This window comes from Rhodococcus kronopolitis (assembly GCF_042654025.1).
Lineage (GTDB): Bacteria > Actinomycetota > Actinomycetes > Mycobacteriales > Mycobacteriaceae > Rhodococcus_G > Rhodococcus_G kronopolitis.
Genome location: NZ_JBHSFO010000001.1, coordinates 305,581 through 323,847 on the forward strand (window position 1 = coordinate 305,581; position 18,267 = coordinate 323,847).

Genomic DNA, 18,267 nt, shown 5'->3' on the forward strand with positions numbered 1-18,267 from the left:
GCTCGATGCTGGTGAACCCCAACGGGAACTGCTCCTCCCCGGTCCCGTTGCCCGTCGAGTTCGACGCCGCCTGCCAGGCCCACGACCTGGGCTACGACCTGCTGCGCTACGCGGACGGCGCGGGCGCCCAGCTCGGACCGTGGGCACGCAGAAGCCTTGACGCCCAGCTGGACCGGCGGATGCACGAGTCCTGCGCGACGCGGACCGACGAGACCGCTCGGAGGTCGTGCCTGGTGATGGCCAACGTCGCGACCACCGCGGTGACGTCGAACTCGTGGCGCCAGGGCTACGTGGCGCCGCGTCCGGAGCCGGTCACCGGCTACCTGCTGGCCGCGGGTGGCGGGCTCGCGGTGCTCGGCGGCGTGGTGGCGGCGGGCCGGCGGACCCGGCGACTCGGCGCGGCGGCGGTGACGCCGTGCGCGCCGTCCTCGACCACCGTTCCCGCGGTTGGGATCTCGTCCGGGCGCCGGCGCTGCCGTCCGTGGCGACCAGCCTGTGCGTCGGTGCCGCGGTGGTGCTGTCCCTGGCGCCGTCGTTGCTGCCGCGGTCGGCGACCGTGCAGGCGGTGGCGACCGGGCTGCTGGCCGCGCTGGGGTGGGCGGTGGCCGCGGCCTGGCGCCACCGACCGTGGCGGGGCGCCGGCGACGACGGCCGTGGGCGGCTGCCCGCGGCGGCGGTCGGCACGGCGGCGTCGGCCGCCGCACTGATCGGCGCCGACCGCTGGCAGGGCGCGCTGCGCGCGGCGATGGACCGGCCTGCGATCGGTCCGGGCTACTGGCTCGAGGTGTGCTCCGGGGCGGGCGCGCTGACCCTGGCCACGGCCCTGACGGCGGCCGCCGCGGCGGCGGTGTGCCGGCGGCTCGGTCGGCTGCGCGTCGCCGCGGTGGCGCTGACCCTCACGCTGGCGACGGTGACGTGGCTGGTCCCGGCGGCCGCGGGCGCGCTGGACCGCTCGTTCACGGCGGCCAACGCGGCCGTGGACGACGCTCTGCTGCAACCGGTCTCGACCGCTCTGTCGGGCAGCGCGGACTCGCTCAGCGGGTGGCAAACGCTCGGCGCCAACGGCCGAAAGTTCGTGGCCGGCCGGGCCGCACCGGGCGCGGTACGCGCCTACGTCGGTCTCGACGCGGCCGCCGGACTCGACGCCCGGGTGGCCCTGGCGGTGCGGGAGCTCGAACGCGCCGGGGGCCTGCGCCGAGCCGCCGTGGTGGTCGCGGTGCCGACGGGGTCCGGCTGGATCGACGGCGGCGCCGTCGCCGGTTTCGAGCGGCGCTTCGGCGGCGACGTCGCGACGGTCGGCGTGCAGTACTCGAAGGCCCCGAGCGCGCTGACGTTCCTGTTCGGCAGGCGGGACGCCGAACTGTCGGCGCGGGCACTGTTCGACGCGGTGTCCGCGCGGATCGGGCAGCTGCCGGTCGGCGACCGCCCGAAGCTCTACGTGTACGGCCAGAGCCTCGGGGCGGTGGGCGCGAGCGCGATCTTCCGCGACGGCGACGACCTGCGGGCCCGGTCCTGCGGCGCCCTCTACGCCGGCCCGCCCGCCGGGGCCGTGAACACCGACGGCGCGGTGGTGCTGGCCAACGCGTCGGACCCCGTGGTGTCGTGGTCGCCAGCCCTGCTGGTGCGCCCGCCCGACCTGCCACGGGTGCGGGCGGACGCCCCGGTGCCGCCGTGGCTGCCGGTGGCAGGCTTCGTCGCGACCACCGTCGACCTGCTCACCGCCCTCGACGCCGCCCCCGGACACGGGCACCGGTACGGCGCCGACCAGGGCACCGCACTGCCCGACTGCGCGGCTCCCCCGACCGGTGGGACCCTCACCGCGCCCGCATCGCGAGGTTGAGCAGAGCGCAACGCGACCCGACGCCTGCTGCAATGCCGACGACACACCGGCTCTCCAGACTGTGACCGTTCCCGTACCTGGAGGTTTGCCGTGTCCTACGTTCCACCCGCCGAACTGGCACGCTCGATGGTCGATGCCGGCCAGAGCAAGGTCCTGTTGTCCACCCGCGACACCCTCATCCGGGGCTTCATGGGTGGCGCACTGCTCACCCTCGCCGCCGCCTTCGCCGTCACGGTCACCGTCCAGACGGGCAACGCACTGCTCGGGGCGGTCCTGTTCCCGGTCGGCTTCTGCCTGCTCTACCTGCTCGGGTTCGACCTGCTCACCGGGGTCTTCACGCTGACGCCGATGGCCTACCTCGACAAGCGGCCCGGCGTCACCGTCAGGGCGATCCTGCGCAACTGGGCGCTGGTCTTCGTCGGCAACTTCGCCGGTGCGTTCACCGTGGCGGTGCTGATCACGTTCATCCTGACCTACGGGTACTCCATCCCACCGAACGAGGTGGCGGAGAAGATCATGCACATCGGCGAGGCCCGCACCGTCGGCTACGCCGAGCACGGCGCCGCGGGCATGACGACCCTGTTCCTGCGGGGCGTCCTGTGCAACTGGATGGTCTCGACCGGTGTCGTGGCGGCGATGATGTCGAAGAGCGTGCCGGGCAAGGTGCTGGTGATGTGGATGCCCGTCATGCTGTTCTTCTACATGGGCTTCGAGCACTCCGTGGTCAACATGTTCCTGTTCCCGTCGGGCCTGCTGCTCGGCGCCGACTTCTCCCTCGCCGACTACCTGATCTGGAACGAGATCCCGACGGTCCTCGGCAATCTGGTCGGCGGCGTGGTCTTCGTCGGGCTGGCGATCTACACCACGCACGTGCGCACCCAGCCGAAGCGCGGCGTCACCGAGACCGCGGTCGCCGCGACCGCACCGGCCGCGCAGCGGGAGGTCGAGACGGTCTGAGCCGACCGGCCCTCAAACGAGTTCGACCCCGGTGCGTCACCGACGCGCCGGGGTCGAACCTGCTCGGGTACCGAGCGTCAGGCCCGGACGATCGGCCCGCGGGCCGCCTCGTAGGCCGCGCCCACGCGGTAGAGCCGCTCGTCGGCCATCGCCGGCGCCATGATCTGCAGGCCCACCGGCAGCCCGTCGTCGGCCGACAGTCCGGACGGCACCGACATCGCGCAGTGCCCGGCCAGGTTGGTCGGCAGCGTGCACAGGTCGGAGAGGTACATCGCCAGCGGGTCGTCGACCTTCTCGCCGATCTTCCACGGGGTGAACGGGCTGGTCGGCGAGACCAGCACGTCGACGGACTCGTAGGCCCTGTCGAAGTCGCGGGCGATGAGCGTGCGGACCTTCAGCGCCGAGCCGTAGTAGGCGTCGTAGTAGCCGGAGGACAGCGCGTAGGTGCCGATCATGATGCGGCGCTTGACCTCCTTGCCGAATCCGGCGGCCCGGGTCGCGGCCATCACCTGGTCCGCGCTCATGTTGCCGTCGTCGACCCGCATGCCGTAACGCATCGCGTCGAAGCGGGCCAGGTTCGAGGACACCTCGCTGGGCAGGATCAGGTAGTAGGCGGCGAGCGCGTGCAGGAAATTCGGGCAGGACACCTCCACCACCTCGGCGCCGAGCTCCTGCAGCTGCGCGACCGCGGCGTCGAAGGACGCGATGACGCCGGGCTGGTAGCTCTCGGAGTGCAGTTCCTTGACGATGCCGACCCGCACGCCCGTGAGGTCGCCGGTGGCGCCCTGGCGGGCCGCCTCGACGACCGGCCGGACCGGCGCGTTGACCGAGGTGGAGTCACGGGGGTCGTACCCGGCGATGACCTCGTGCAGCAGCGCCGTGTCGAGGACGGTACGGCCGCAGGGGCCGCCCTGGTCCAGCGAGGACGCGCAGGCGACGAGGCCGAACCGCGAGACCGTGCCGTAGGTCGGCTTGGTGCCGACGGTCGCGGTGACCGCGGCGGGCTGGCGGATCGAGCCGCCGGTGTCGGTGCCGATGGCGAGCGGGGCCTGGTACGAGGCCAGCGCGGCCGCGGAGCCGCCGCCCGAGCCGCCGGGGATCCGGGTGGTGTCCCACGGGTTGAGCGTCGGGCCGTAGGCGGAGTTCTCGGTGGACGAACCCATCGCGAACTCGTCCATGTTGGTCTTGCCCAGGACCGGGATGCCTGCCTCGCGCAGCCGCGTGGTCAGCGTCGCGTCGTACGGCGAGACCCAGCCCTCGAGGATCTTCGACCCGCAGGTGGTCGGCATGTCGGTGGTGGTGAACACGTCCTTGAGCGCCAGCGGCACACCGGCCAGTGCGGACGCGGGCGCGTTCCCGGCCGCCAGCGAGTCGTCGACGGCCTGGGCCGCGGTGAGCGCCTGCTCGCCTGCGACGTGCAGGAAGGCGTTGAGTTCGCCGTCGACGGCGGCGATCCGGTCCAGGTGCGCCTGGGTCACCTCGACCGAGGACACCTCGCGGGCGTGGATCTTCGACGCGAGGACGGAGGCGTCCAACGCGGTGAGGTCGGCGGTCACTGCTCTTCTCCCAGGATCTGCGGCACTGCGAAACGGTCCAGCTCGACGGCCGGGGCGCCCGAGAGCGCCTGCTCCGGGGTCAGGCCGGGCACGATGACGTCCGGTCGCGTCACGTTGGTGATCGGGTTCGGGCTCGCGGTGGGGGGCACATCGTCCGCGGCGACCTCCGCGACGGCCTTGACGTGGCTGAGAATCGAGTCGAGCTGGCCGGCGAACTCGTCGAGTTCGGCGTCGGACAGCGCGAGCCGGGACAGCCGGGCGAGGTGGGCGACCTCGTCACGGGAGATGGCAGGCACCGCGTGGGCCCCTTTCAGGTCGGAGACAACGATCGTCCCCAAGCCTAGAGCGTGCGCCGGATCCGGTCGCGGGCGGCGGCAGTGTTTCCCCCCTGGAACATGTTGGTGTCGCCCCGGTGACCGGTCGGCGGCCAACTGGGACTTCTCGACACCGCCGTCGATTCCGGCCGACGTTGCCCAACATCGACGATCGCAAATGGGGAAGGATGAGCGGCGCGGGGGCATCGACGATCCCGGCGCTGCCCATCCGAAGGAATACCGTGTCCTATCTTCTGCGCGTCCAGTTGCCCGATCGACCCGGCAGCCTGGGCGCGCTGGCCGTGGCGCTGGGATCGGTTGGCGCCGACATCCTCTCGCTGGACGTCGTCGAGCGCGGAACGGACTTCGCCGTGGACGACCTCGTCGTCGACGTACCGCAGGGCGCGCTGCCGGACACCCTGATCACCGCGGCCGAGCGGATCGACGGGGTCCGGGTGGACTCGATCCGCCCCTACAGCGGGATCCTCGACACCCATCGCGAGCTGGAACTGATCGACCAGGTCGCCACCGCCCGCGACGACCGGCTGCAGGTACTGGTCGAGGGCGCCGCGCGGGTCCTGCGGGTGAGCTGGGCGACCGTGGTCGGCACCGGTCCGCACGGGACGTTCCGGGTGGTCGGCAGCATGGGCGCCCCGGAGACCCAGGCAGGCGAGTTGCCGTGGATGCCGCTGGAGAAGCCGACCGTCCTCGACCCCGACGCCGACTGGGTCCCGGCGATCTGGAAGGACATGGACACCACGCTCGCGGCCGCGCCGCTCGGCCACTCCGGGCGCGCGTTGCTGCTCGGCCGCGCCGGCGGCCCGGAGTTCCGGCCGTCGGAGATCGCGCGGATGGGTTACCTCGCCGGCATCGTCGCGACCGTGCTCACCTGACGGCTCGCGGGGTCAGGCGAACTCGCGCACCAGCACGGTCAGCTCCGTGCCCGCCACCGGCTCCCAGTTGCGCTCGGGGGCGGGCACGAACTGGTTGCGGTCGTAGATCCGTCGGGCGTCGACCATGCCCGGCTCGGTGGAGATGACCACGGCGTGCTTGCCCCGGTCGTAGGCGGCGTCGAGCGCGTACCGCACCAGCGCCGAGCCGACGCCCTTGCCCCGGGCGGTGGGCGCGACGGCCAGCATCCGGAACTCGAGCTCGCCCGGACCGGCGACGTCCGCGAACGGGGACTCCGGTTCGGCGACCGTCACCGAGCCGACGACCTCGCCGTTCGCGACCGCGACGACCACCTCGGCGTGCTCGGCGCGCGCGGGCGTGTCCTGCAGCTTCACCACGTAGTCACTGCCCGGGGCGACGAATCCGCCGGCCACGTAGGCGTCCACGGTGAGGGCCGCGACGGCCTCGAAGTCTGCGGGTGCTGCGGGTCGAATCTCGATCATGGGCTCACTATCGCAGCAAGAATCCGCCGCCCCAACTCAATCCGAACGTCCCGAATGACCGATTTGGGCGGCTGTGGTCCGGTCGGGCACCACCGCGGGCCGTCGCCGGGCCCGGCCGGTTCGTCGCGCCGGGTCGGCCGGGCGCCCACCCGCCGACCCGGCATCGACGCCGACCGCCGAGGGCGCGGCGCAGCGGTCGGGATCCACCGAACGGGACCACCCCGGCATCGACGGTCGACAAGTGCCCGCCGCACCGACGGGCCTCCCGGGAATCGCCGGACATGCTGCACGCGAACCGCTTTCGCACTCCGAGCCGTTCGGGCACGCGATCGGACCGGCGCGCACGGGGCGAGCGCGGCCGGGTCCGGTCCCTCCGCGGCGCGGCCACCGCGGCCACCACCGGCCCTCGGGAGCGGCGCGTACCGCTGGAACCCGTGTGGCACACCGCGACACGGCCACCTCGGCCGCCGGAATCCGGGCGACCCTGGCCGGCGCCCGGCCCCCGCATTGTGACCTGAGCCGCCCGGAACGCCTCGGGTGACCTTCGCCACCGCTACCCGCGCCGCGGCCCTCACCTGGCGTTTCGCCACGGGCACCGGCCTCGCGGTCAGTCGCCCGCGACGGCCCCGCCGACCGGCGCCACCGCGTCCGGTCCGCCGTCGAGCAGCGCCCGGAAGCCGTCCTCGTCGAGGATCGGCACGCCCAGCTGCTCGGCCTTGTCGGCCTTGGACCCCGGGGCCTCCCCCACCACCACGAACGCCGTCTTCTTCGACACCGACGCGGCGGCCTTGCCGCCGCGAACCAGGATCGCCTCCTTCGCGCCGTCGCGGGTGAAGCCGACCAGCGAGCCGGTCACCACGATCGACAGGCCCTCGAGGTTCCGCTCGATCGACTCGTCGCGGGTGTCCTCCATGGAGACCCCGGCCGCGCGCCACTTCGCCACGATCTCGCGGTGCCAGTCCACCGCGAACCACTCGACGACGGCCGCGGCGATGGTGCCGCCGACCCCGTCCACCGCCGCGAGTTCCTCCACGGAGGCGTTCTCGATCCGCTCCAGGCTGGCGAACTCCGAGGCCAGCGCGCGGGCCGCGGTGGGTCCGACGTGCCGGATCGACAGCGCCACCAGCACCCGCCACAGCGGCTGCACCTTCGCGGAGTCCAGGTTGGCGAGCAGTCGCTTCCCGTTCGCGGACAGCGCGCCCGCCTTGGTGGTGAACAGCGCCGTCTTCATCAGGTCGTCGGCGGTGAGCGAGAACAGGTCACCCTCGTCGGTGATCACGCCCGCCCTGAGCAGTTCCGTGGCTGCCTCGTAGCCGAGCACCTCGATGTCGAACGCCCCGCGGCCGGAGACGTGGAAGACCCGCTCGCGCAGCTGCGCCGGGCAGGACCGCTGGTTGGGGCAGCGGATGTCGGCGTCACCCTCCTTGGCCGGCGCGAGCGCGGTCCCGCACTCGGGGCAGTGCGTGGGCATCTCGAACTCGCGCTCGTCGCCGGTGCGCAGGTCCACGACCGGGCCGAGCACCTCCGGGATCACCTCGCCTGCCTTGCGGATGACCACCATGTCGCCGATCAGCACGCCCTTGCGCTTGACCTCGGAGCCGTTGTGCAGGGTGGCGAGCGAGACCGTCGACCCGGCGACGGTCACCGGCTCCATGTACGCGAACGGGGTGACGCGGCCGGTGCGGCCGACGCTCACCCGGATGTCGAGCAGCCGGGTGGTGGCCTCCTCCGGCGGGTACTTGTAGGCGATCGCCCAGCGCGGGGCCCGGGAGGTGGACCCGAGCCGGCGGTGCAGCGACATCTCGTCGACCTTGACCACCAGGCCGTCGATCTCGTGTTCCACGTCGTGACGGTGCTCGTCCCAGTACCGGACCTTCTCGACCACCGCGTCCACACCGCGCACCCGGGCGGTGTGGGTGGAGACGGGCAGTCCCCAGGCCGCCAGCGCGGTGTAGGCGTCGTGCTGGCTGGCCGGCTCCCAGCCCTCCACCCGGCCCAGCCCGTGGCAGATCATCCCGAGCTTGCGCCTGGCGGTGACCGCCGGGTTCTTCTGCCGCAGCGAGCCCGCCGAGGAGTTGCGCGGGTTGGCGAACGGCGCCTTGCCCTCGGCCACCAGCGACGCGTTCAGCGCCGCGAAGTCCTCGAGCCGGAAGAACACCTCGCCGCGGACCTCGAGCAGCGTCGGGATCGGGAACTGAGCGGACGGGGTGAGCGTGTGCGGGATCTCGTCGATGGTCCGGGCGTTGAGGGTCACGTCCTCGCCGGTGCGTCCGTCGCCGCGGGTGGCGCCGCGCACCAGCCTGCCGTTCTCGTACACCAGGTTCAGCGCGACGCCGTCGATCTTGACCTCGCAGAGGTAGTGCAGGTCCGGTCCGGTCTCGGCCTCGACCCGGGCGACCCAGGCGCGCAGCTCGTCCTCGTCGAAGACGTTGTCCAGGCTGAGCATTCGCTCCAGGTGGTCGACCGAGGTGAAGTCGGTGGAGAATCCGCCGCCGACCGACTGGGTCGGCGAGTCCGGCGTGCGCAGGTCCGGCCGGCGCTCCTCGAGCGCCTGCAACCGGCCCAGCAGTGCGTCGAACTCCCCGTCGCTGACGACGGGCGAGTCCTTGACGTAGTAACGGAACTGGTGCTCGCGCACCTCCTCCGCGAGGCGCTGCCACTCGTCACGTTCCTCGGCGGTCGCTGCCACGTTCTCGGTCACGCGAGAAAGGCTATCGCAGCCCACCGACAGCTCCGGACCTCTCAGGTGCCCGCGCCGTCCTCTCGGGCGCGCGGGCCGTAGGTGCCCGCGGTGAGCGCGGCGTACGAACGCGCGACGAGTTCGGTGAGCACGCGGAGGTCGATGTCCGCTAGGTCCTTGAGGTAGAGGCAGCCGACGCCGGCGGTGTGCGGGCCGAGACGCTCGACCAGGTCGGGATGCGCCCCGACGCCGTCCGACAGGTAGATCACCGAGGCCGCCTTGCGGGGCGCGAAGCCTGCCGCGGGCGCGTCGCCCTCCCGGCCGCTCGCGTACCGGTAGTGGTAGCTGCCGAAGCCGACGATCGACGGGCCCCACATCGCGGCGCGCTCACCGGTCGCGGTCTCCATCAGCGCGAGCAGGGTGTCGGCGTCCCGCCGGCGCACCCGATGACCGACCCGGTCCAGGAAGGCGCGGACCGCGGGGTCGAGCTCCACCGGTGTCGTGTCCCCGCCCGCCGTGTCCCCGCCCGCCATGTCCCCGTCCCTACCGGTCGAACTCGGCGCCGTCGGCGAACGCCCGGGCCACCTCGGCGGCGCCGCGCAGCGCGGACCGCGCCCAGTCCTCGCCCGCGCCTGCCAGCCCGCACGCGGGGGTGACCAGCACCTGGGTCGCGAGCACCGTGCGCGGGAAGCCGAGCCGGTCCACAAGCCGCACCGCGGGCTCGGCCAGCTCACGCCAGGTCGGCGCCCGGTCGGGCTTGACGGTCGGCACCAGACCGAGCGCCAACGGCAGCCCGTCCTGGAGGATCTCGCCGACGCCGTCGAGGTCCGCGGACCGCAGCAGCGCGACGTCGAGGCCGATCATCGCGGCCCCGCTGCGGCGCAGCAGTGCCAGCGGGGCGCCTGCGGCGCAGCAGTGCACCAGCACCGGCCGGTCGAGCCGGGCGATCAGCGTCTGCAGGACGTCGAGCGCCTCTGGCTCGGGCATCGCACGCGGGGTCTGCAGGATCGAGACCCCGGGCAGCGTCCCGTCCAGCACCGCAGGCAGCCCGGGCTCGTCGAGCTGGACCACCACCGGCGAACCCAGCCGACGGGTGACGTCGCCGACGTGCGCCGCGATGCCCTCCGCCAGCGACTCGGCGAGGTCGCGGACCGCGCCGGCGTCGGTGAGCGCGCGATGGCCGCCGAACAGCTCGAGCTGTGACGCCAAGGTCAACGGGCCGACCACCTGCACCTTCACCGGCTGGTCGGTGCCGCGCAGGCCGGCGACCTCCCAGGCCTCCTCCATCGCGTCGAGGTCACGGGAGAGCAGGTCGCGGGCGCGCCGGGTCACCTTTCCGGGTCGCTGCGCGACCCGGTACCCGGTGGTGGAGGTGTCCAACGGCAGGTCCACCAGCACCGCGGCGGCCCGGCCGATCAGGTCGGCGCCGAGCCCGCGGGCGGGCAGCTCCACCAGGTGCGGCAGCGCGGACAGCTCGCCGACGGCCACGGCCGCGGCCTCGCGCGGATCCTCGCCAGGCCAGGAGCCGACGCCGGTCGCCACACCGACCGGGATCGAGGGCGGTGTCACCTCTGGTCCGAGCCGGTGCCGGCGATGGTGGCGCTGCCGAGCACGATGTCGCCTGCGGGGTCGGGACGGTAGAGCACCACGGCCTGTCCGCGGGCGACGCCGGTCAGCGGCTCCCGCAGCTGCACGTCCAGCCCGCCGTCGACCGCGGTGACCACGGCCTGCGCCAGCCCGCCGTGCGCCCGGACCTGCACCACGCACTCCACGGGTTCGGTCGGGGCGACCCCGGAGGTCCAGATCGCGCGGTCCGCGGCGATCGAGAACACCTGCAGCCGTTCGGCGGATCCGACGCGCACCGTCCCGGACTCGGGCTCGATGGCGGTGACGTACCGGGGCCTGCCGTCGGCGGCGGGACCGTCCACGCCGAGACCCTTGCGCTGGCCGATGGTGAACCCGTGCACGCCGTCGTGGTCGGCGAGTTCCTCGCCGGAGTCGGCGTCGACGACCTTGCCGGGCCGGATGCCGATCTTCGCGCCCAGGAACGCCCGGGTGTCCCCCGACGGGATGAAGCAGATGTCGTGGCTGTCCGGCTTGTCCGCGACCGCGAGCCCGCGGGCGGCGGCCTCGTCACGGATCTGTGGCTTCGGGGTGTCCCCGACCGGGAACATCGCCCGCGACAACTGCTCCGCGGTGAGCACCCCGAGCACGTAGGACTGGTCCTTGTCCGCGTCGACGGCGCGGCGCAGCACGCCGTCCTCGAGCCGCGCGTAGTGCCCGGTGGCGACGGCGTCGAAACCGAGCGCGAAGGCCCGGTCGGCCAGCGCCGTGAACTTGATCTTCTCGTTGCAGCGCAGGCACGGGTTCGGGGTCTCGCCCGCCGCGTAGGACTCGACGAAGTCCTCGATCACGTCTTCCTTGAAGCGGTCCGCGAAGTCCCAGACGTAGAACGGGATGCCGAGCACGTCCGCGGCCCGCCGCGCGTCGCCTGCGTCCTCCTTGGAGCAGCAGCCCCGGGACCCGGTGCGCAGCGCGCCGGGCGCGGTGGACAGCGCCAGGTGCACGCCGACCACGTCGTGCCCGGCCGCCACCGCGCGCGCCGCCGCCACCGCGGAGTCGACTCCGCCACTCATTGCTGCGAGAACCCGCATCAGCGTGCTCCTCCCCTGGCTCCGACGCTGGCCAGGCCTGCGGCCCGGGCGCGCTGCACCACCGCGGGCAGCGCCGCGACCAGCGCGTCGACATCGTTGTCGGTCGAGGTGTGGCCGAGCGAGAACCGCAGCGACCCACGGGCCACCCGGGAATCGACCCCCATGGCGAGCAGCACGTGGCTGGCGCTGGCCACCCCGGCGGTGCACGCCGATCCGGTCGAGCACTCGATGCCGGCCGCGTCGAGCAGCATCAGCAGCGAGTCGCCCTCGCAGCCGGGGAAGGTGAAGTGCGCGTTCCCGGGTAGGCGGTCGGCCGGGTCCGCGCCGTTGAGCACCGCGTCGGGCACCGCCGCGCGCACCCCGTCGATCAGCCGGTCCCGCAGCCGGGTGAGCTCGGCGCGCCGGGTCGCCATGTCGGTGACCGTCGACCGCAGCGCCGCCGCCATCGCCACCGTGCCCGCGGTGTCGAGGGTGCCTGCGCGCAGGTCGCGCTCGTGCCCACCACCGTGCAGCAGCGGCACGCAGGGCACCTGGCGGCCGAGCAGCAGCGCCCCCGCGCCCTGCGGTCCGCCGAACTTGTGCGCCGCGACGCTCAACGCCGACAGGCCGCTGGCCGCGAAGTCCACCGGCGCCTGGGCCGCGAACTGCACCGCGTCGCTGTGCATCGGTACACCGAATTCGGCTGCGATGGAAGCGAGTTCGACGATCGGCAGGATCGACCCGACCTCGTTGTTGGCCCACATCACGGTGACCAGCGCGGTCTCGTCGCCGTGCGCGGCGAGCTCGTCGCGCAGCCACTGCGGGTCGACCCGGCACTGCGAGTCAACCGGCAGCCAGCTCACCTCGGCGCCCTCGTGCTCGACAAGCCACTGCACCGCGTCGAGCACGGCGTGGTGCTCGACGGTGCTGGCGACGATCCGTCGACGACGCGGGTCGCCGTCGCGTCGGGCCCAGTAGATGCCCTTGACCGCCAGGTTGTCACTCTCGGTGCCACCCGAGGTGAACAGCACCTCCGAGGGCCGGGCGCCGAGGTCGGCGGCGATCGACTCGCGGGACTCCTCGACCCGACGGCGCGCCGCCCGGCCGGAACCGTGCAGCGAGGACGCGTTGCCGACGGTCGCGAGCACCGCCGTCATCGCGGCCACGGACTCCGGCAACATCGGGGTGGTCGCGGCGTGATCGAGGTAGACCGGGGTCGCCGGAGAAACCTCGGCGGACTGGCTGGGCGCTGGCGAAATCATGGTTCGACCAGGATAGCCCGTGCGCTGGGCCACACCCGCCGGTGGACAGCTCGCCGCGGACCTCGCGATCGCAGCGTGCCGCCAGCTCCCGGCGGTCGGTGCCCGGTTCCTGCAGCGGCGCCAGGCGGACCTCGACGGTGAGCCTGCGCGCGCCGAGGATCCGCCGCAGCGACCCGAGCAGCGTCTGCTCGCCGACGAAGCAGACCGTGGTGTCCACCTCGCCGGCGCGGTCGCGGTACCGCAGCCCCACCGGCTGCACCAGCGCACCGGCGTCGACCGCGGACTGGAACATCGCCGGACGCAGCGAGCCGGAGGCCCGTCCGCACCAGGTGGTCGCCTCCGGGAAGGCCACCACCCGGGCTCCGCCGCGCAGCCGTTCGGCGGCCTCGTCGACCGCGCCGACGAGCTCGCGCAGCCGGTCCCGCTCGATCGGGATGACCCGCAGCCGCGCCGCCACCCGGCCCAGCAGCGGCCACGCCAGCAGGTCGGCCCGGGCCACGAAGTCGGCAGGCCCCAGCGCGGTGAGCACCAGCACGTCGGTCCACGAGACGTGCGCGGCGACCACCAGCACGCCCCGACCCGGTCCGACGACCGGACCGACGCGGTCGTCGCGCACCCGCATCCGGATGCCGAGCCCGCGCGTCACCGCCCGCGCGTAGCCGCGCTGCAGCCGCTGCCGGGGCCGCTCCGGCGCCGCGGCGGCGGCCACCAGGACCGGCGGCAGCGCGAGCAGCAGCAACGCCAGCACGGCGCATCGGGCGCCTGTCCACACCCACCCGGCCCGCTCGGTGCGCCCCGGCAGGCAACCGTCGCCGCACGGGCTGACCGGCAGCCAGGCGTGACTCACGGGGTGCCCATCCCGACGGCCGCGGCAACGCCGCGCAGCCGGCCCAGGTACCGCTCGTCGGCCTCGGCCATGCCGAGCAGCGCGACGAAGTCAGCGACGCCGAAGTCCGGGTCGTGCGCGGGTTCCCCGCAGATCGACGCGCCCAGGCGCAGGTACCCGCGCAGCAACGGCGGCAGCACCACCCGGGCCGGCGGGGTGAGCGCGTCGAGTCCGGGCACCGGCCGCAGCGGCCGAACCCGCCGGTCGAGCGCGCTGGCGTGGTCGGCCAGCACCCGGTCCCGCACCCCGCGGACGTCCGCGCCAGGGACGGCGTCGGGCCGCGGCCGCATCGGCACCGACACGCAGCCCATCCCCCAGCGGTAGCCGGTGAGCTCGAGGTAGTTGAGGATGCCGGCCCACATCAGGCCGACCACCGAGCCGGAACGGTGGTCCGGGCGCACGCAGGCCCGTCCCATCTCGACCAGCCCGGGGCGCAGCGGCGCGAGCGCGGCGAGGTCGAACTCGGTCTCGGTGTACAGCCCGCCCGCGGCGACGGCCCCGTCCGGCGTCAGCATCCGGTAGCAGCCGACCACCTCGTCGGCGGCCGCGTCCAGCACCAGCAGGTGGTCGCAGTGCTCGTCGAACCGGTCGGCGTCGAGTCCGCCGGACAGGCCGTGGACGGCCGACTCGAAGCCGGGCTCGGCGGCGAACACGTCGTACCGGAGGCGCTGCGCCGCCACCCGGTGCTCGGCGTCCGAGGACAACAGCAGGCGGTACCGGGGGGCGCTCGGGTCGGTGGCGTCGGGATGGGTGAGGACCTGCGTAGTCGTCATGCCGCCAGGTCTAACGAGCCGCGACGGCGACCCGGCGACGGTGCGGTGTCGGGTCGGCGGCGACCCGGTGAAATGTCTGCCCGCTGCGGCCCGGTCAGGGTGTCGTCAGCGACTCGAGGATCTCGCGGGCGCGGGTCACGCCGATCAGGTGGCCGACGCCGGGGTAGATCGTGACGGTCGCGTCCGGGATGCGGCGGCCGAGCGCGTCGGCCCACGCCACCGGGGCCAGCCGGTCCTCGGTGCCGTGGTGGATCACGACCGGGACCGCGACGTCCTCGGGCTCGAAGCCCCAGGGCGCACCGAAGGCGCGGTAGTCGTCGACCTGGCCGGCGGGGTCGTGGGAACCCTCGGCCATGGCCTTGCCGAACCACGCCGTGTGCTCGGCGAGGGCACCCGTCTCGTCTCCCTCGAGCTCCGCCGCGCTCGTCTTCACGAGGTACCTCGGTGCGCGCGAGGCCAGCAGCCGGGTGAACCGGAAGAACGCCTTGGCCAGGCCCACCGAGTCCTCCGACCACCGGAGCAGGCGTTGGTCGAGCGCGCTGAGCTCGGCCCGGCGGCGGGGGTCGTCGACGGGCAGGCAGCCCGCGACCACCGCCACGCGTTCGACGCGGTCGCCGAGCACGTGCGCGGCCGCGAGGGCGCGCTGGCCCCCGGCCGACCACCCCATGGCGCAGACCCGGTCGAGCTCGAGCGCGTCCATCAGATCGGTGAGGTCGGTGCGGACCCAGCCGACGATGTCGTGGCCGGGCAGCCGATCGGTCAGGCCGATCCCCGGGCGGTCCGGGGAGATGATGCGCAGGCCGAGCTCGCGGGCGGCGGCGGCGGCGAGGGCGATGTCGTTGCGGCTCATCAGCCCGCCGTGGCAGTTGACCACCGGCCTGCCGTCGGGATCGCCGAACGTGGCGTAGCCGAGGCGCCGTCCGTTCCGCACGTCGATCACCGTGTCGTCGGGCCCCGCCGCCGCGCTCGCCATGGGTCGACGCTACCGGGTCCGGCCTGCGGCGACCGGGTGAACTGTCCGCCCGCACAACGACGGCGGCCCCGCTCCCTTCGAAGGGAACGGGGCCGCCGTGCGGTGCGAGGTGATCAGCCCTTGTGAGCCTTGACCGCCTCGGTCAGCTGCGGTGCGACGTTGAACAGGTCGCCCACGACGCCGTAGTCCGCGATCTCGAAGATCGGGGCCTCTTCGTCCTTGTTGACCGCGACGATGGTCTTCGAGGTCTGCATGCCGGCCCGGTGCTGGATGGCACCGGAGATGCCGAGCGCGATGTACAGCTGCGGCGAGACCGTCTTGCCGGTCTGGCCGACCTGGAACTGGCCCGGGTAGTAGCCCGAGTCCACCGCGGCACGCGAGGCGCCGACGGCGGCACCGAGCGAGTCGGCGAGCTCCTCGACGACCGAGAACTTGTCGGCGCTGCCGACGCCACGGCCACCGGAGACGACGACCGACGCCTCGGTGAGCTCGGGGCGGTCGCCACCGACGATCGGGTTGCGCGAGGTGACCTTGACGGCGCTCTCGTCCTGCGCGGGCACCTCGACGGCGACCTGCTCGCCTGCGGCGGCCTGCGGCTGGGCCTCGATGGCACCCGGGCGGACCGAGATGACCGGGACCTCGCCGTTGGCCTTCGCGTCGACGGTGAACGCGCCACCGAAGATCGAGTGCACGGCGCTGCCGTCGGCCTTGACGTCGATGACGTCGACGAGCAGACCGGAGCCGATGCGCGCGGCCAGGCGACCGGACACCTCCTTGCCCTCCGTGGTGGCGGCGGTGATGACGGCGGCGGGGCCGACCGACTCGACGAGGGCCGCGAGCACGTCCACCTTGGGCGTGATCAGGTAGCCGTCGACGTCGTCGGACTCGGCGACGTAGATCTTGGCCGCACCGGCCGCGGCGAGCGCGTCGGCGAGCTTGGCCGCGGTGCCGGCGGGGCCGGCGACGACGGCGGCCGGCTCACCCAGCGTGCGGGCGGCGGTGATGAGCTCGAGGCTGACCTTCTTGAGCGCACCCTCGGCGTGCTCGACGAGCACGAGTACTTCTGCCATGGCTTACTTCTCTCCTACGTGTGTGACTGCTGGTCTGAGGGGCGCGGGTCAGATGATCTTCTGGCCGACGAGGTAGGCGGCGATCTTGGTGCCACCGTCGCCCTCGTCTGCGACACGCTCGCCAGCGGAACGCGCGGGCTTCGGGGTGGAGGCGGTGACGGTGGTGCCCGCGTTCGCGACGCCCACGGTCTCCGGGTCGACACCCAGGTCGGCGAGGGTGTAGACGAGAACTTCCTTCTTCTTCGCGGCCATGATGCCCTTGAAGGAGGGGAAGCGCGGCTCGTTGATCTTCTCGGTGACCGAGACGATGGCCGGGAGGCTGGCCTCGAGGCCGAAGATGCCCTCGTCGGTCTCGCGCTCGCCGGTGACGGTGCCGTCGGCGACGACCATCTTGCGCAGCTGGGTCAGCTGCGGGATGCCCAGGTACTCGGCGATGATGGCCGGAACCGCGCCGACGCGACCGTCGGTGGCCTCGTTGCCTGCGATGATCAGGTCCGCCGGCTCCTCGTTCTCGAAGCCGATCTGGCCCAGCGCGGCGGCCAGGGTCCAGCCGGTCTGGATGGCGTCGGAACCGTGCAGCGCCGGGTCGTTGATGTGGACGGCCTTGTCGGCACCCATGGACAGCGCCTTGCGGATGGCGTCGGTCGCGCGATCGGGACCTGCCGACAGCAGGGTCACCTCGCCGCCCTGCGCCTCCTTGATGAGCAGTGCCTCTTCGACGGCGCGCTCGTTGATCTCGTCGAGCACGGCGTCCGCTGCCTCGCGGTCGAGCGTGAAGTCGCCATCGGTGAGCTTGCGCTCGGACCAGGTATCGGGGACCTGCTTGATCAAAACGACGATGTTCGTCATGGGTCTACGTCGACCTCCTGTGCGTGTCTGCCGGGCGCGGGCGGATGCCGCGCCGGCTGAGCTCTCGGTTACTCACCATCTCTCGCGCGATGGTCCGTGCGAGAGATTACCCCACCGCAAGTTACCCGTGGGTAACTTGCGGGAAAATGTCCACTCACCATAACGGCAGGGCGATCACCGGCAGCTGTGATGTGGCCCACCTGGCAACTCGGGGGGCCGGTGGCACTAACCTCGCAGCAGTGAGCGACTCATCTGTGACGGCCCCCGCTGCGAGCGGCGCCCCGGCAACCGACCCCCAGGTCGGCGAAGCGACCCTGCCCCTCACCGGCGAGCGAACCGTCCCGGGCATTCCGGAGGAGAACTACTGGTTCCGTCGGCACGAGGTGGTCTACCGGCAGCTGCTGACGCGCTGCTCCGGCCGCGTCGTGCTCGAGGCCGGATCCGGGGAAGGCTACGGCGCCAACATGATTGCGGATGTCGCCGCGAAGGTCATCGGCCTCGACTACGACACCTCCGCGGTCGAGCACGTGCGCGGCCGGTACCCCCGGATCGACATGCGTCAGGGCAACCTCGCGGACCTGCCGCTGCCCGACGCGTCCGTCGGCACCGTCGTCAACTTCCAGGTGATCGAGCACCTCTGGGACCAGGCGCAGTTCCTGGCCGAGTGCTTCCGGGTGCTCGAGCCGGGCGGCGAACTGATGATCAGCACCCCGAACCGGATCACCTTCTCCCCCGGCCGGGACACCCCGCTCAACCCGTACCACACCCGTGAGCTCAACGCCGCCGAGCTCACCGAGCTGCTCGTCGAGGCCGGCTTCGACGTCGAGCTGATGACCGGCGTGCACCACGGACCGACGCTGAAGGCGCTCGACGCCAAGCACGGCGGCTCGTTCATCGACGCCCAGATCGAACGCGCGCTGGCAGGCGAGCCGTGGCCGGCCGACCTGGTCCGCGACGTCGAGGCGATCACCGTCGACGACTTCGCCATGGTCGAGGCCGACATCGACGCCAGCCTCGACCTCGTCGCGCTCGCCCGCAAGCCCGCGGTGGCCCGGTGACCGACGTCTCCGGCGGACCGGA

Annotated in this window: 16 protein-coding genes and 1 pseudogene; 4 read left to right on the forward strand and 13 right to left on the reverse strand. The window is 73.1% G+C overall.

Annotated features, from left to right (window positions below):
- Nucleotides 1-481: 481 nt before the first annotated feature.
- Both ACFO6S_RS01340 and ACFO6S_RS01345 read left to right on the forward strand, forming a co-directional pair.
- Nucleotides 482-1,840 (forward strand): alpha/beta-hydrolase family protein, encoded by a 1,359-nt coding sequence (locus ACFO6S_RS01340; protein ID WP_378413397.1) that lies wholly within the window; start codon nucleotides 482-484, stop codon nucleotides 1,838-1,840.
- A gap of 90 nt (nucleotides 1,841-1,930) precedes the next feature.
- Nucleotides 1,931-2,797, forward strand: a complete 867-nt coding sequence (locus ACFO6S_RS01345) for a formate/nitrite transporter family protein (RefSeq protein ID WP_378413399.1) — start codon at nucleotides 1,931-1,933, stop codon at nucleotides 2,795-2,797.
- A 77-nt stretch (nucleotides 2,798-2,874) separates the two neighbouring features.
- On the opposite strand, the gene gatA is transcribed toward ACFO6S_RS01345, so the two are convergent.
- Nucleotides 2,875-4,353 carry an Asp-tRNA(Asn)/Glu-tRNA(Gln) amidotransferase subunit GatA gene (gene gatA / locus ACFO6S_RS01350; protein ID WP_378413401.1) on the reverse strand — a complete coding sequence of 493 codons (1,479 nt, stop codon included), beginning with the start codon at nucleotides 4,351-4,353 and terminating at the stop codon, nucleotides 2,875-2,877.
- Nucleotides 4,350-4,649, reverse strand: a complete 300-nt coding sequence (gatC, locus tag ACFO6S_RS01355; RefSeq protein ID WP_378413403.1) for an Asp-tRNA(Asn)/Glu-tRNA(Gln) amidotransferase subunit GatC — start codon at nucleotides 4,647-4,649, stop codon at nucleotides 4,350-4,352. The genes gatA and gatC overlap by 4 nt, the downstream gene beginning before the upstream one ends.
- Nucleotides 4,650-4,909: 260 nt before the next feature.
- On the opposite strand from gatC, the gene ACFO6S_RS01360 reads away from it, so the two are divergent.
- A complete protein-coding gene (locus ACFO6S_RS01360) occupies nucleotides 4,910-5,560 on the forward strand; it encodes an ACT domain-containing protein (RefSeq protein ID WP_378413405.1) in 651 nt (216 codons plus the stop codon).
- A gap of 12 nt (nucleotides 5,561-5,572) precedes the next feature.
- On the opposite strand, the gene ACFO6S_RS01365 is transcribed toward ACFO6S_RS01360, so the two are convergent.
- From ACFO6S_RS01365 to ACFO6S_RS01415, 11 genes and pseudogenes are all read right to left on the reverse strand, one after another.
- The gene (locus ACFO6S_RS01365; protein WP_378413406.1) at nucleotides 5,573-6,061 is read right to left on the reverse strand and encodes a GNAT family N-acetyltransferase; all 489 of its coding nucleotides are present in this window, start codon (nucleotides 6,059-6,061) and stop codon (nucleotides 5,573-5,575) included.
- A 607-nt stretch (nucleotides 6,062-6,668) separates the two neighbouring features.
- A complete protein-coding gene (gene ligA, locus ACFO6S_RS01370; RefSeq protein ID WP_378413409.1) occupies nucleotides 6,669-8,762 on the reverse strand; it encodes an NAD-dependent DNA ligase LigA in 2,094 nt (697 codons plus the stop codon).
- Nucleotides 8,763-8,803: 41 nt separating this feature from the next.
- On the reverse strand, nucleotides 8,804-9,274 hold the full coding sequence (locus tag ACFO6S_RS01375; RefSeq protein WP_378413410.1) for a DUF1801 domain-containing protein: 471 nt from the start codon (nucleotides 9,272-9,274) through the stop codon (nucleotides 8,804-8,806).
- Between the two features lie 10 nt (nucleotides 9,275-9,284).
- Nucleotides 9,285-10,310: a methionine synthase gene (locus tag ACFO6S_RS01380; RefSeq protein WP_378413411.1), complete on the reverse strand. Its 1,026-nt coding sequence runs from the start codon at nucleotides 10,308-10,310 to the stop codon at nucleotides 9,285-9,287.
- Nucleotides 10,307-11,395 carry a tRNA 2-thiouridine(34) synthase MnmA gene (gene mnmA, locus ACFO6S_RS01385; protein ID WP_378413412.1) on the reverse strand — a complete coding sequence of 363 codons (1,089 nt, stop codon included), beginning with the start codon at nucleotides 11,393-11,395 and terminating at the stop codon, nucleotides 10,307-10,309. Before mnmA ends, ACFO6S_RS01380 begins: the two co-directional genes overlap by 4 nt.
- Nucleotides 11,395-12,636 (reverse strand): cysteine desulfurase family protein, encoded by a 1,242-nt coding sequence (locus tag ACFO6S_RS01390; protein WP_378413414.1) that lies wholly within the window; start codon nucleotides 12,634-12,636, stop codon nucleotides 11,395-11,397. Before ACFO6S_RS01390 ends, mnmA begins: the two co-directional genes overlap by 1 nt.
- Before the next feature lie 253 nt (nucleotides 12,637-12,889).
- Nucleotides 12,890-13,258 (reverse strand): annotated as a pseudogene (locus ACFO6S_RS01395) (lysophospholipid acyltransferase family protein); the annotation flags it as partial.
- A gap of 221 nt (nucleotides 13,259-13,479) precedes the next feature.
- Nucleotides 13,480-14,295, reverse strand: a complete 816-nt coding sequence (locus ACFO6S_RS01400) for a GNAT family N-acetyltransferase (RefSeq protein WP_378413416.1) — start codon at nucleotides 14,293-14,295, stop codon at nucleotides 13,480-13,482.
- A gap of 94 nt (nucleotides 14,296-14,389) precedes the next feature.
- On the reverse strand, nucleotides 14,390-15,268 hold the full coding sequence (locus tag ACFO6S_RS01405) for an alpha/beta fold hydrolase (RefSeq protein ID WP_378413417.1): 879 nt from the start codon (nucleotides 15,266-15,268) through the stop codon (nucleotides 14,390-14,392).
- A gap of 113 nt (nucleotides 15,269-15,381) precedes the next feature.
- Nucleotides 15,382-16,338, reverse strand: a complete 957-nt coding sequence (locus tag ACFO6S_RS01410; protein ID WP_378413419.1) for an electron transfer flavoprotein subunit alpha/FixB family protein — start codon at nucleotides 16,336-16,338, stop codon at nucleotides 15,382-15,384.
- A 48-nt stretch (nucleotides 16,339-16,386) separates the two neighbouring features.
- Nucleotides 16,387-17,187 (reverse strand): electron transfer flavoprotein subunit beta/FixA family protein, encoded by an 801-nt coding sequence (locus tag ACFO6S_RS01415; protein ID WP_378413420.1) that lies wholly within the window; start codon nucleotides 17,185-17,187, stop codon nucleotides 16,387-16,389.
- 239 nt (nucleotides 17,188-17,426) lie between these two features.
- Between ACFO6S_RS01415 and ACFO6S_RS01420 the strand changes: the two genes are divergently transcribed.
- The gene (locus ACFO6S_RS01420; RefSeq protein ID WP_378413422.1) at nucleotides 17,427-18,245 is read left to right on the forward strand and encodes a class I SAM-dependent methyltransferase; all 819 of its coding nucleotides are present in this window, start codon (nucleotides 17,427-17,429) and stop codon (nucleotides 18,243-18,245) included.
- The last annotated feature ends 22 nt before the right edge of the window (nucleotides 18,246-18,267 follow it).